This window comes from Chitinimonas naiadis (assembly GCF_054780835.1).
Genome location: NZ_BAAGVO010000002.1, coordinates 510857 through 524127, shown reverse-complemented (window position 1 = coordinate 524127; position 13271 = coordinate 510857). Strand labels below are relative to the sequence as shown.

The 13271-nt window shown below is 61.8% G+C and carries 13 protein-coding genes; 5 read left to right on the top strand and 8 right to left on the bottom strand.

What is annotated here, in order from left to right; genetic code table 11:
* Nucleotides 1–94: 94 nt before the first annotated feature.
* Entirely contained in the window at nucleotides 95–2047 is a 1953-nt protein-coding gene (locus ACYVHK_RS04790) for an AsmA family protein (protein ID WP_460528150.1), read from the bottom strand.
* A gap of 77 nt (nucleotides 2048–2124) precedes the next feature.
* Nucleotides 2125–2562, bottom strand: coding sequence for an ElaB/YgaM/YqjD family protein (locus tag ACYVHK_RS04785; protein WP_460528148.1), 438 nt, complete (start codon nucleotides 2560–2562; stop codon nucleotides 2125–2127).
* Between the two features lie 348 nt (nucleotides 2563–2910).
* Between ACYVHK_RS04785 and ACYVHK_RS04780 the strand changes: the two genes are divergently transcribed.
* The 3 genes from ACYVHK_RS04780 (at nucleotide 2911) to ACYVHK_RS04770 (ending at nucleotide 5063) form a co-directional block, all read left to right on the top strand.
* A complete protein-coding gene (locus ACYVHK_RS04780; RefSeq protein ID WP_460528146.1) occupies nucleotides 2911–4269 on the top strand; it encodes a sensor histidine kinase in 1359 nt (452 codons plus the stop codon).
* 73 nt (nucleotides 4270–4342) lie between these two features.
* Entirely contained in the window at nucleotides 4343–4756 is a 414-nt protein-coding gene (locus tag ACYVHK_RS04775; RefSeq protein ID WP_460528144.1) for a hypothetical protein, read from the top strand.
* Nucleotides 4743–5063, top strand: a complete 321-nt coding sequence (locus ACYVHK_RS04770) for a hypothetical protein (protein ID WP_460528142.1) — start codon at nucleotides 4743–4745, stop codon at nucleotides 5061–5063. Before ACYVHK_RS04775 ends, ACYVHK_RS04770 begins: the two co-directional genes overlap by 14 nt.
* Here the strand turns inward: ACYVHK_RS04770 and ACYVHK_RS04765 are convergent.
* The gene (locus ACYVHK_RS04765) at nucleotides 5057–5938 is read right to left on the bottom strand and encodes a YihY/virulence factor BrkB family protein (protein WP_460528140.1); all 882 of its coding nucleotides are present in this window, start codon (nucleotides 5936–5938) and stop codon (nucleotides 5057–5059) included. The two genes, ACYVHK_RS04770 and ACYVHK_RS04765, sit on opposite strands and share 7 nt — an antisense overlap.
* Before the next feature lie 132 nt (nucleotides 5939–6070).
* On the opposite strand from ACYVHK_RS04765, the gene ACYVHK_RS04760 reads away from it, so the two are divergent.
* Complete coding sequence (locus ACYVHK_RS04760) at nucleotides 6071–6703, top strand: response regulator transcription factor (RefSeq protein ID WP_460528138.1); 633 nt, start codon at nucleotides 6071–6073, stop codon at nucleotides 6701–6703.
* 10 nt (nucleotides 6704–6713) lie between these two features.
* On the opposite strand, the gene ACYVHK_RS04755 is transcribed toward ACYVHK_RS04760, so the two are convergent.
* On the bottom strand, nucleotides 6714–7523 hold the full coding sequence (locus tag ACYVHK_RS04755; RefSeq protein ID WP_460528136.1) for a hypothetical protein: 810 nt from the start codon (nucleotides 7521–7523) through the stop codon (nucleotides 6714–6716).
* Nucleotides 7524–7783: 260 nt separating this feature from the next.
* On the opposite strand from ACYVHK_RS04755, the gene ACYVHK_RS04750 reads away from it, so the two are divergent.
* Entirely contained in the window at nucleotides 7784–8260 is a 477-nt protein-coding gene (locus tag ACYVHK_RS04750) for a PRC-barrel domain-containing protein (protein ID WP_460528134.1), read from the top strand.
* 15 nt (nucleotides 8261–8275) lie between these two features.
* Here the strand turns inward: ACYVHK_RS04750 and ACYVHK_RS04745 are convergent, their stop codons facing one another.
* The 4 genes from ACYVHK_RS04745 to ACYVHK_RS04730 form a co-directional block, all read right to left on the bottom strand.
* Nucleotides 8276–10468, bottom strand: a complete 2193-nt coding sequence (locus ACYVHK_RS04745; RefSeq protein ID WP_460528132.1) for a hybrid sensor histidine kinase/response regulator — start codon at nucleotides 10466–10468, stop codon at nucleotides 8276–8278.
* Between the two features lie 117 nt (nucleotides 10469–10585).
* Nucleotides 10586–10750 (bottom strand): hypothetical protein, encoded by a 165-nt coding sequence (locus ACYVHK_RS04740; protein ID WP_460528130.1) that lies wholly within the window; start codon nucleotides 10748–10750, stop codon nucleotides 10586–10588.
* A gap of 69 nt (nucleotides 10751–10819) precedes the next feature.
* Nucleotides 10820–11962 carry a mechanosensitive ion channel family protein gene (locus ACYVHK_RS04735; RefSeq protein ID WP_460528128.1) on the bottom strand — a complete coding sequence of 381 codons (1143 nt, stop codon included), beginning with the start codon at nucleotides 11960–11962 and terminating at the stop codon, nucleotides 10820–10822.
* 105 nt (nucleotides 11963–12067) lie between these two features.
* Nucleotides 12068–13162: a sigma-54 interaction domain-containing protein gene (locus ACYVHK_RS04730; protein ID WP_460528126.1), complete on the bottom strand. Its 1095-nt coding sequence runs from the start codon at nucleotides 13160–13162 to the stop codon at nucleotides 12068–12070.
* Nucleotides 13163–13271 lie beyond the last annotated feature (109 nt).

The following is a 13271-nucleotide window of genomic DNA, read 5'->3' as shown; positions in this document are numbered from 1 at the left end:
GGCGTGGCATTTTTTGTGCCTTCCCGGCTCAATGGACGCCAAGCAGGCGTGACCGCCACGGCGGAAAGAAAGGCGGGGAGATTGTATCGAGCGGTCAGCGATCAGCCGCCAGCATGCTGGCCGGCTTGCTGCGCACTTGCTGCCTGGCCTGGGCGGCGAGACCATCGCAATGCTGATCATCACTGCTACCCAGTTGCACCAGGGGAATCAGCGCCAGTGGCCCGGTCACGCCCGCCAGCAGGGCGGACAAGGTCAGGCGGCCAGCCGCCTGGCCAAGTTGCGGTCGTATGCTCGGCTTGGCGAAGCTACCCTTGACCGCGATCGGACCGCGCAGGGCGGCCAAGCTGATGTCCTTGGGCTTGGCCTTCAGCAGCAGATCCAGCTGCTCGCTACGCAGGTTCACATGGCCTTCGCCCACCACCAGCTGCTTGTCGGTATCGAGCAACAGCGTGCGTACCTGCATGTCGCCAGCCTTGACGTCCATATCCGCCACCATGCAGCGCACCGGCACCTGTTCATCGCCCGCCAGCAACACGACCAGGGTATTGGCCACGTCCAGGTTGGCCAGCCGCAGCAGCAACTTGCTGACTGCGCCGCCGTTCATCAGCAACGTGACGTCACCATCGGCCTGACCCAGCATGCTGGCGATCGAATTGCCCCGCATGCTGAGTTTGGCACGCCCGCCGATCAAGCCGACGTTCGCTTTCTGTATTGACAGCTTGGGAAACAGTTGCCGGAGTTGGACGCGTTTGAGCGTGACGTCTGCACGGGTCACGATCTGCGCCGACCGTGCGTCCATGTTCAAGGTACCCACCACACTGCCGCCAGCCAGCCCAAGCTCGATGGGCGCGAGTGACAACTGGCTATCCTTGATCAACAGGTTGGCCTGCAGGGTATCGAAAGGCCAGGCATCGGTAATGATGCGCTGCCCCTTGAAGCGCACGTCCATGTCGGCCGCGCGCAGCTTGTCGAGATTAAATTGGCCATGGGGCAATACCTTGCCTGGAGGTTGCGCGGCCTTCTCCCCCTCCTGGTTACGTCCACCGACGAAGCCGGACAGATCCTTCAGGTCGAGCCGCCGGGAGACAAGGTCCGCGGTAATGAACTGGGGTTGGCGCGCCTTGTCGACGCTGAAATTCCCCGCCAGATCACTTTGGCCTACGCGGCCGGAGAATTCCTGCAGGGCCCAGACGGCTTGCTCGTGATGCAGACGCCCCTTCAGTTGATACGGGGGTGTTGGCGGCAAAGGCAGATTGAGGATGCGATACAGCTCCGCCATGCTGCGGCCTTGCAGGCTGAAGTCGACCGACAATCCCTTGAGCAGCAAGGGATCGGTGACCGTACCCTTACCCTGGAAGCGGGTTGCGCCGATCTGGCCTTGTGCAGCCAGCGGATAGGCTGCCTTGCGATTCCTGAGACTCAGGAGGGAGCCGCCTTGCAATTGAACCTCGGTGCTCAACCCCCGATAGCGACCGCTCACACTACCGCTGACCGGCATGGCCATGCTACTAACCGTCTCGACATGCAAGGCAATATCGGTCCGCTCACCAGGATCGAGGAACCTCAGCCGGCCCCCCATGACCTGCAATTGGCCGATTTCCAGCGGCCAGCCCTTGCCGGAAGGGGAACGGTTCCCGAATTGCCAGTTATTACGCTGCTGCTCATCCCGCTCCAGCAGCACTTCCGCCCCCGTCAAGGTAATCCAGGGGAAGGCAATGGTGCCGCGGAACAAGGATGGTAGGTCCAGTGCCAGATCGAGCCTGCCCAGTCGCGCCATGGTGGGTTCGCTGCTCCAGCTGGCGTTACCGAGCTGCACATCGCGCATGGTCACATGTGTCTGCCAACCCAGGTCCACCTCCAGCGGGCCGCGTATTTCGACGGAACGCCCCGTAGCACGACTGGCGCGTTCGGCAATATAGGGGCGCAGTTTGTCCCAGGGGAAGAGAATTAGCAGCAGTGCCGCCGAGACGAGAAGCAGCAGGAAGCCACCAGCCAGCCATTGCAGCGCACGCACGGTACGTCGGCGATGAGAAATCGATCGCGGCATGGTCGGGTAGTCTCCTGGGGATCATGGGTGAGGCAGGGCGAAGGCGACAACGGGCCCATCGTCGCCCCCGCCGAACGTTAACGGCGATGCAGCAGATACCCCACGACCGCTCCTACGCCAAGCGCAATGCCGACCGATTGCAAGGGCCGATTACGGATGTAATCCTGCGCGAAACCAACGGCCTGCTCGGCCCCCTCTTCAGTCCGCTCACCCAGATCGACCAGTTGGGTCTTGACGCTGGCCATCCGTTCGCTGAGCTCCGCCTTGGAGGCGGCGAGTGCCTCCGCGGACAGACTGCTCCCTTGCCCCAGCAAGCTTTCAACTTCGGTGATGAAGCTCGACAGATCCTCCTTGAACATTTCCTGGGCGGTGGGCTTGGCCTCGGTGTTCGCCTTGCCACGCGCAGCGGCTTCCTTCCAACGCTGGGTGCCATTGGCACGCTTGTCGGTGTCGGCCACCAGCGGGGGATTGGCGGGCTTCTTGTCGGTGGTGGAATTCAGGTTGGTATCGTTCATGATCTATGCTCCGGTAGGCGAGGAAAGAGAAGGGAGGACATGGACCGGCCCTGGCAGCGCCACGAGTCCTGCCAGCTAGCGCGGCCAACCCATGCCCATACCTGTTCCCTCTGCACATTGCGTGCCCGCCCTATTGCGGCCGTCGATACACTGATCGGCAGGATGCACCGCCAAAAAATGGAGGAATTACACCCGGCCATGTAAAGGCTGCAGCTGGCGGGAACACACGGTGACAGCGGATGTCTTTCTGAGGGACCATGTCGTTTGCATATACCGCCGAACAGACAAACCAAGGCGGCCTGATCGGCCCTACCCGGTTTGCTGGCACACTCACCCATAAGGAAAACGATGAGCCGGCTCAGGCGTAGCTTCACCACTGCCGTATTTGTTGCACTGGGCGTTTGCTTTTCAGCAACCTTCCTGGTGGTCTCCGAACTCGCCAACCGCAGGCTGACCAGCGCGGCGGAACAATTCGGCCTGTCCATCGAGGCTAAGGGGCTGCTGCGGGAAGTCAGCGCTGTCGTTACCGACGCCGAAGCCGCACAGCGCGGCTACTACCTCACTGGGCAGACGGAGTACCTCGCCGCCTGGCGGATTGCGCCAGAGCGCATCAAGGGTCTGTTCGCCCGGTTACATGAGATCTGGGAGCATGAACCGGAACAGTTGCAGCAGCTCATCCTGCTGCGCAGCAGTGTGGACAAACGCATGCAGGGCCTTGAAGCCAGCTTCAAGGCGGCCAAGCCCCAGGACCGCAATAGTGTCCGCAACAGCCTGGGCCGGGAGCAAACCGAGCAGCTCAAGCGGGAAATCGACCTCGCCATCGGCAGGACATCACGGCTGTACCAGGACGATATGCGGCAATGGAAATCCGACGTCATGGTCACCCGCCTGGGCGTGGGTATCCTGACTACCGTCAATCTGTTGCTGCTACTCCTGCTGTACACTCGCTCCCAGCGCGAACTGCGTAGCGACAGCCAGGAAATGCGCACGGCGGAAGCCCGGCAGCATGAACTGGAGCGCCTGGTTGAGGAGCGGACTGCCGTGCTTTCCGAGCTGTCTTCCGACCTGCAGAACGAGCAGGAACGCGAAAAGGCCAAGATTGCCCACGATATCCATGATGAACTCGGCAGCCTTGTGATCTCGGCACGGATGGATGTCACCTATGTCCTGTACAAGATCCGCGAGACGGACCCGCAACTGGCCGAGAAGCTTGAGAACGCCATCCAGAATCTCGATGCCAGCGTCGACATCAAGCGCCGCATCATCGAGGAGCTGCGACCGTCCGCACTCGATACACTGGGGCTGGTGCCGGCACTGGAATGGCAGGTGCAGCAGGTCTGCGAGCGCGCCAACCTGGTACCTATCCTGGAACTGAGCGATGCCTTGCCCGACTTGCCTGAGCAGGTTGCCATCACGCTGTTCCGGGTGACGCAGGAGTCACTGAACAATATCGTGAAATACGCCAAGGCCAGCCAGGTATGGGTCAACCTGCATGTCGTCGGCGACCACTGCCAACTGACCATCAAGGACGATGGGATCGGGCTGACCGATACCGCCATCACCAGCCCCCTCTCCCACGGCCTGTCCGGCATGCGGCAACGCGCGGTCAGCCTGCGCGGCAGCTTCCGCATCATCAGTACGCCGGGCGAGGGCACAGCGATTCAGGTTCGCCTGCCGCTGGGTAGCCCGGATACGGCGTCCTCCTGACATTTGGTTCCACGGCCGGTGACACAGGCATGGTGCTTGCATCTATCCAGCGTCCCCGCCACTGGAGTCCGCCATGTCGCAGCCCCACGATATCCCGCTTGCGGGTGCCAGCCAGGATACCGATGCGGTCCTGCAGACCCTGTTGAGCCAGGGCAAGGTGCTCTACCAGCAGCTCGGCCCTTTGTGCGAGGAATCCGCCACCTTGCTCAAGCAGGAGGGTCGCCTGGCGGTGCAAAGCGTGGTGGTGGGCAGCCGCTGGCTGGTCGCCACCGTGATCGCCGCGATCACCAGCTGGCTTGGCCTGAACGTGGCCGCCGTGGCCGCACTGCATGCCGCAGGGCTACCGCTCTATCTGGCGATACTCCTGATCAGCGTGGCCGATGCACTACTCGCGGTACTTGCCCATAGACTGGCGACCCAATGTCTCGCCGACATGCGCTTCAGCCGCAGCCGCGAACTCCTGGGAAGCCGCCATGCGCCGCGCTGAACTCAGACGGGAATGCGATATACTGGCAGCCCGGATTGCTACCCGGCGGGCCATGGTCGGTGACGCTTTGCAAACCGGGCAGCAAGCGCTGTCGAGCTTGCTGCTACGTCCCCCGGTCCTGATCGGTTTAAGCCTGCTGGGTGGCTTGCTGATTGGCAGCAAACGTAGCCGACAGAAGCTGGCCGGCCTGCGCCCCTTGCTGCCGGTACTGCTACGCTTCCTGCGCGGCTACGCCGCCCAACACTTCGGACCCGCCCAGCCAGAAGATCCGCCCGGCGCATCCGGCCACACCGATACGCCTCATTGATACGAGGCCTGCCCTTCGGCCCGCATCAGGGCCATCTGCCGTGACAGTTCGGCCCCGTACAGAAAAACCTGGGCGGAGTAGTAGATCCAGAGCAGGATCAGCACCAGGGCGCCAGCGGCGCCATAGGCCGAGGCCAGCGCCGTGGTGCCGAGATAGACGGCGATCAGGCTCTTGCCCAGCATATAGAGGCAAGCGGTCAGCAAGGCTCCTCGCCATACATCCCGCCACGCGACCTTTTCCTCCGGCAGCAACTTGAAGATGGCCGCGAACAAGGCAGTAACGACCACTGTGGTGCACAGATTACTGACCAGCTTGAGCAACCAGGTCGATGAACCGAGCAAGCTCCCGTAGCGGGCTTCGACGGCAGCGACGACGGCCGACAGCAACAGGGAGGCCAGCAGGATGAAGCCCACCCCCAGCACCACGCCGAAGGACAACAAGCGGCTACGTATCAGAAATGGCCAGTCCTTCCGTCTATTGGGCGGTAGCTCCCAGATCACATCCAGGCTGTTCTTGAGTTCACTGAACACCGTCGTTGCGGCAAACAGGCTGGTGAGGACCGCGAGTGCTGTGCGCCAGAGGGTATCGCCTGGCAACTGGGTACTGGAGATGATGGCGCCCACGGCCTGGGCCGCATTATGGCCCAACAGCGTCTGTACCTGCGATAGCAAGCCTGACTGCGCTACTTCGTGGCCGAAGGCATAGCCGGCAATGGTGATGGCGATGAACAGCACCGGCCCCATGGAGAACAGGGTATAGAAGGCAATGGAGGCCCCCATGGTGGAAGCGCGGTGCGCTTGCCACGCGGTGGCGGCTCGCACCAGCAGGCGCACAGTGCGGTGCAGGGCAAGGGGAATGAAACCAAGTCGGCGCATGGCTCGTCTCAGTAGGCGGGATACCCGATCCAATGCAAATGTCGGGCCTGCTTGCCAAGCCGAAGGGCATGGCAGACTATTCAACCGTCGCAGCAGCTTTTACATTTCCAGCGTAGCCAGGTAAATCCATCCATGATCAGGGTACTTATAGCCGACGACCATGCCATCGTCTGTGCAGGGCTCAAGCAGTTCCTCGCGGACGATCCCGAAATCGAAGTGGCGGGTGTCGCCTCGAACGGCGAAGAAGCCGTGCAACTGGTGCGTGACAATCAGCTGGACGTGGTGCTGATGGACATCTCGATGCCCAAGAAGACCGGCATCGACGCACTGAAGCAGATCAAGGCGCTCCGACCGGAGCTGCCGGTACTGATGCTCAGCGGCTATCCGGAATCCCAGTACGCACTGAACCTGATCAAGGCCGGTGCCAGTGGCTATCTGAACAAGGAATGCGTACCTGAGGACCTGGTCACCGCAGTACGTTCCCTGGCCGCCGGCAAGCGTTACGTCAGCGCCGCCATTGCCCAGAAACTGCTGGAACAGTTCGGCATGCCCATGCCGGAGAACCCGCACGACCTGCTATCACAACGCGAATTCCAGATCATGTGCAAGCTCGCGACCGGTGAGTCGATCAGCGCGATCGCCGATACCCTGTGCCTGAGCGTCAAAACCGTCAGCACCTACCGTACACGCCTGTTCGAGAAGATGGGCTTCAGCAGCAATGCGGATGTCACCGCCTACGCGCTCAAGAACCAGTTGATCGACTGAGCGGGCGATATCAGCCTTCCCCAACGAGGTTTGAGGACGGCCGCGGCACGTTGGCGCCGAGCACGCCCGCCAGCAATGCCAGCAACAGTGAACCACTGACGGCCGCCAGCATCGCGCGGCTCGCCTGGTCCAGCATCAAGAGATTACGCTTGGCGACCTGCCGTGCCTGCTGGGAGGCCCGCTCGGGATTACCGGAGACGATCAGCGCCTGATCGACCAGCACCGTGGCGCGACTGTGGGGGAAGCCCAATACCCGGACAAGGTAGTTGATCGCCTGTTCGCGATCGCCGGATTCGATCTGAATCTGCCATTCTTTCGTCGCCTGTACGGTCGCGCTGCTGAGTACCAGCTCACGGGCCGCGTTCTTGAGCATGACGTCGAGTTGCAGACCGGCAGCTTCGCTCTTGGGTGGTGCCTCCAGCACGTTGGCGCGGCTGACAAAGCCGCTGGCATTGTGAAACACGCCACCCAGGAACAGGCTCGATGGCGTGCACGAAAAGGCCGCCAGCAGTACCGTGATCGTCGCCCACACCAGCAAGCCATGCAGGGCCCCCTGGAGCCTGCGCAGGGTGCCACTGACACTCACCGTCAGGTAACTGCCGATAAAGACCGCCACGCAGCTGCAAAACGCCTGCCAGAGCGAGACCGACATGGGCAGCACCACAACGCCCCCTTCATCCAGGCCGACCTGCCCGACCGACAGCCCCACGACCAATCCGAACAGTACCCCCAACAACTGAATGGCGAGCCCGGCAGCCACACCGGCGGCGACGGCGCCCCATTGCAGAACACGACCCTCGGTATCGGACCTCGTTACCATTGCGAAGCTTGTCTCCTGCAGCATCCGGTCCCTCCTTTCTTGTCAACATGCATCGTTCAAGGCAGACGCTTACACGCCGGCGGGTAATTCCTGCATGGCGGCGCCGCCATGCAAGGTCAACAGCCATCTCGACCACAAGCCGGGCGACAAGGCACGAAGTTTGCAGAGTCCAGGGGGTCGGGCTCCCATTTTCCTGCGGTCTACCTTGTGGCAGGCCTTATTGAGCCCCTACCCCATAGTCACGGTCAAGGAGATGCACCATGGTATATCCCACGCCCAAGTTCGACTTCGATCACACCGACTTCAGCGAGGCTGAAGCCAGCAGGCTACACCCTGGCGATGTACGCATCATTCGCAACCAGGAAGCGACCAACCAGGCCCAGGGCCCAGGCCCCTTCCTGTCCCTCGCCGACCATCTGACAGGCAACGAGGTGGTGAATCTCAGCGATGAAAAGCTCGGTGAGATCAAGGGCATCATGCTCGACGTGCAGCGCGGCCGTATCGCCTACGCGGTACTGAAGGTCGGCGGCTTTCTCGGCATGGGGGACCATTTGTTTGCCGTTCCCTGGCTTGCCCTTGAAATGGACATCGACGAGAAGCGTTTCATCCTGAATGCCAGCAAGGAAAAGCTGCAGCATTCACCGACCTTCAATAAGAACAACTGGCCCAGCATGGCCAATGTGTACTGGGGGCAGCAGGTCCATCTTTACTATGGCCTGCGCCCCTATTGGGAATAGTTGAGCGCTGCCCGGCTATGGCAGCTGCCATAGCTGTGGCCCCACTGCCTCTGTCCGCTTTCCTTCAGCCGACAGCAGGGTATCGAGCGCCTTCGCAAGCATGGCCAGCGTATAGGGCTTGGCCAACACATGCAGGCCCGCAGCGACAGCGTCGTCGAGCTTGGCGGCGTAGCCGGTGACCAGCAGAACAGGCAATGCCGGCCGCAAGATACGGACTTCCAGTGCAAGGTCGATGCCGTTGAGCCCCCCGGGCATCATGACATCGCTGACCAGCACATCCCATTGGCGTTCGTCCTTCGCCAGCAGGGCGATGGCCGCATCGGCGGAGGTGAGCACGGTCACCTCATAACCCAGATACTCGAGCAAGGTCGCACTGGATTTTGCGACATCCTCATTGTCCTCCACCAGCAGCGCCTGGCCCCCGGGGAGGGAAAACAGGGCCTGGTCCGGATGGGCCGCTTCATGCGCCGTCTCCGCCACCGGCAGGCAAAGCTGCACACAGGTGCCGACGTTCCGCGCGCTCTCGATGCGCACCGTGCCGCCCGCCTGCTCGCAAAAGCCGTAGACCTGGGACAGACCCATGCCGGTATTGCCCGGCCGAGTAGAAAAGAAGGGCTCGAACACCCGATCGAGATCTTCCGCAGCAATGCCATGACCGGTATCGCGCACATGGATACAGACATGCAATCCGGTCGGCAGGTCGACGCGCGTGGCGCTGATTCTGAGCTCTCCCCCGTCCGGCATCGCCTCCCGTGCATTCAGCGCCAGGTTCAACAGGGCCAGTTCGAGCTCGGCACCATCTATCCACACCGGCGGCAGATTGGTCGCGATATCGATATCGAGCGCGATTCTTCCGCCGACCGAAGCCTGCAACAGCTCCGCAAAATCCTCCATATGCTCGGCCAGATCGATGGACTCCGGTCGCAGCGGCTGCTTGCGCGCAAAAGCCAGCAACTGGCGCGTCAACCGCCGTCCCGATTCGACGACCCGTTCCAGCGTCTCCAGACTGGGCAGCAAGGGGGGATCGGTGACCCGCTTGCGCAGCACCAGGGCGCTGGTGGAGACCACCATCAACAGGTTGTTGAAATCATGTGCCACCCCGCCGGTCAGGCGCCCCAGTGCTTCCAGCCGATGTACCTGCCGTAGGGCATTTTCCCGTAGCGCCCGGGTCTCCATCTCCTGTTGCCATTGCTGCAGGACTGCGGCCTCCGCGCGCAGGCGCCGCTGCACGGCGCGCAAGGCCAAGAGCAAGCCCAGGGTGGGAATGAAGGTAAAGGCAGCCACCATGAACATGTAGCTCAGCCATTGCCCAACCCAGATATGGGTGGCGTAACGGACACTGACATACATCGGGTAGTCCCCGACCTGTCGAAAGGCGAAGTATTGCTCCACGCCATTGACGGTGGCCTTGTGCAGGGCCGCCTGGCTCTCACTGCCAGCCAGGCCTTTACCCAGTTCCAGCCTATCCATCTGCTGAGGGTCGGCTGGCACAGCCGGATAGCGCGCGAGTATTGCGCCACGACGCTGGCTGAGCGTAACGACCAGCCCCGGGTAGCTTGAAGCCAGTTTGGTGTAGTAGTTGGCGAAATACTCCGGCTTGAGAGAAACCGATACCAGGCCGGCAAAGCGGCCATCGGCGTAGCGCCGCGGTACGCTGATGTTGAAGATGGGTTGACGATTGATCCTGCCGATCAACACACCGGACACATATTTTTCAGCACCCTGACGGATGGCCTGAAAGTCTTCCCGGTCTGCAATATTGATGGACTCGGGAAACGGATAGGTCCGGCTACTGGCGATTACCGTGCCCTCCTCCGCCACGATGGAGATGCCCGCCAATTGGGGCATGTCCCCGGCAAAGGCAGCCAGACGCCGGTTGAGGAAGGCTTCATTGGCAACCAGTTCGGCATTGGAGCGGACGCCCGCCGTATCCAGGACACGTGCCAGCAACTGCTGGTTGGTCTCGGCCGTCTTGCGTGCGTGCTCCTCGACAATATCGGTGAGGCTGATCACCCGGGCAAAGGCATCTTGCCGGGCTTGCCAGTAGCTGGCTGCCAGTAGGTAGAGAAAGAAGGCCGATGGCAAGGCGATCGAGACCCCCATCAGGATGCGCAAGGCACGATGGGTCGCCTCCAACCCTTGCGAGCCGGTAGCTGGTGCTTGGTCAGCGGGAGGGTGCGCCTCCTCTTCTGCTTGTTCCCTGGACACTGATGAACTCCGGCTCTACTTCCCTGCATCGCGGCGGGCGCCAATGTGGCGCCCTGTAATCCGCTCCCGGTGATAGACCGGCCTTCAGGCCAACCACCGTTCTACTCGTCTGGCCGCTCAACCGGCCTTGTCGTCTGCGGCATCACCGCCTGCGCCATCCAGGCTTGATGCATCCGCCATGTCCGGCAGGGTGATCCAGGCTTCCATGCCCAGACATTCGTGACCCTCTACTTCGATCTCCACCGCGTCGATGGCGTCCTTGTTTCGTTGTAGGGCAAACATGGCAAACCTCCACTCTTGTTGTCAGGAGAGGATGGCGCGTGCAGCCGGCCTCCCCGATTGTTGATTCCTTCAAACCTTGGCCACCTGCTCGGTGGCATCCAGCCGGCTATCGATCACCGTTGCGAGTTTTTCCAGTTGGTTGGCGGCATCACCCGGCACCAGCACCGTCGCCACATGCAAGGTCTGCCCCGGGGTGGCCAGCTGTATCCCCTCCGTGTCCAGCCGTTCGAGCAAGGCGAGATTGATGCCTTCCTGTGCCGCCACAAACAGCTTGTAGGCGGGCTTGAGCATGTAATAGACGACTTCAAAGTCGATACTGCCCGGCTTGAGCGCCTGCAGATGCGCGCGGTCGAAACGGGTCTCTGGCTGCGAATCGATGATGTCCTCGAGCAGAGCCGGTAGCCGACGCAGTTTTTCCACTGGCGTGCCGTATGCCACGCCAAAACTGAACAGCGCGCGACGTTCATCCATGCGCTTGTAGTTGCGGATACGGCTCTTGAGGAGATCGGCATTGGCGAACACCACCTCCTCCCCGGAATCGGACTGGACCCGCGTGGTCTTGAGGCCGACGTGCTTGACCGTGCCCGAGATGTTGTCCACGACGATGGCGTCCCCCGCGACGAAAGGCTTGTCGAGCGCGATGGACATGGAGGCGAACAGGTCACCGAGGATGTTCTGCACGGCCAGTGCGACCGCCACACCGCCAATGCCGAGCGAAGCGATCAGGGCGCTGATGTTGAAGCCCATATTGGCGAGGATGGACAGCACCACGACCACCCAGACGAGCAGGCGCAGGACAAAGCCGGCCAGGGCGAGGTGGGTCTGCATTGCCTGGTCGTTGCGATCAGCACCGGCCTGCGCCTTGTAGCGCAGCCAGCCCAGCAGTGCATGGGTCAGCCACAGGCCGCCTTGTACCATCAGGGCCACCATCAGCAGCCGGTCCATCAGCGTATCGAGCGCCGGGTTCAGTTCCAGCTGATTAGCACCAAGATGGACGGCAACCACGACCAGTACCAGCGTGTGGGTAGCGGCGACGATATCGACCAGCAGGTCATCGAGCCGGGTACTGGTACGTGCTGTCCAGACCTTGACCCGGCGAAGCACCACACGCTTGAGCAACAGCAAGGCGGCCAGGCAGGCGACCATCACGCAGGCTGCCGCGAGGAAAGACTCCCAACCATTGTGCTGAAGCAGATAACGTAGGGTCTGCATGCTTATCGCTTCCCGTGCTGGAACAGCTTGCTCATCGAACCGGGCAGGCTGTTGGAGGACAAGCCCTCGTCACGACCAAACCGGTCGTGACGAGGGTGAGAAGTGCTAAGCGGCCAGGGCCACTTCGGCGTCAAGCAGACCGCGGCTGGCATACTCGTTCAGGCGGTTGTAGAGCGTCTTCAGGCTGACGCCCAGCACCTCGGCCGAACGGCGCTTGTTACCCTGAAAACGATCCAGCGTGGCGAAGATCACCTGCCGCTCCACTTCCTCGATGGACACCCCTACCTCGAAGGCCAGGGCGCTCTTGCTGGCGGTGCGTGCAGCCGGCTTGAGCGGGTTGATGGTGTCGAGCGTGACTTCCTGTTCGGCCATGATGTAGGCGCGTTGCACGCAGTTCTTCAGCTCGCGCACATTGCCTGGCCAGTCGTAATCGCGGAGGCGCTGATCGATATCCTCGGCAAACTGCTTGTCGGTGCCATATTGCTGATTCAGGCCGTCCAGGAACAGGCGGGCCAGCAACATGACATCACCGCCCCGCTCGCGCAGCGGCGGGAGTTCGATCGGGAACACGGCGAGGCGATACAGTACGTCCTCGCGCAGATGGCCTTCCTGGACAGCCTGCATGGGTTCGCGGTTGGTCGCGGCGACCACGCGTACATTGCAGCTGATTTCATGATCCCCACCCACACGGGTAAAGGTGCCGGTTTCGAGCACGCGCAACAGGCGGACCTGCATTTCCAGCGGCATCTCGGTGATTTCATCGAGGAACAGGGTCCCGCCCTCGGCGCGCTCGAAGAAACCCTGGTGGGTCTTGGCGGCTCCGGTGAAGGCACCCTTCTCGTAGCCAAACAGCTCCGCCTCGATCAGGTTTGCCGGCAGCGCACCGCAGTTCAGCGCCACGAAGGGAAACTCGGCGCGCAGACTCTTTTCGTGCAAGGTCTGGGCGACCAGTTCCTTACCGCAACCACTCTCACCCACCACCATCACGCTCGCGTCGGTAGGGGCGACACGCTCGATCAGCTTGAAGACTTGGCGCATGGCATCGGACGCGCCATACAACTGGCCGAACTTGTCGGCACAATCCACAGAGAGGCAAGGTGACTGGTTGACCCGGCGCTTGTTGCCTGCGGGGCGTGCAAAGGACAACACGGTGGAAATGGCGGGGTCGGTCGACTCGTGGCGGAAAGTTTCTTCGAACATGGCCAAGCTCCTTTTTGATCGGCCCATAGTTGGAATGATGGCGGGCCGATAGTTGCTATGGCTGCATTGTTGTTCTTGCACGGTGATGCGGCAATTTGTGCACGCCCGA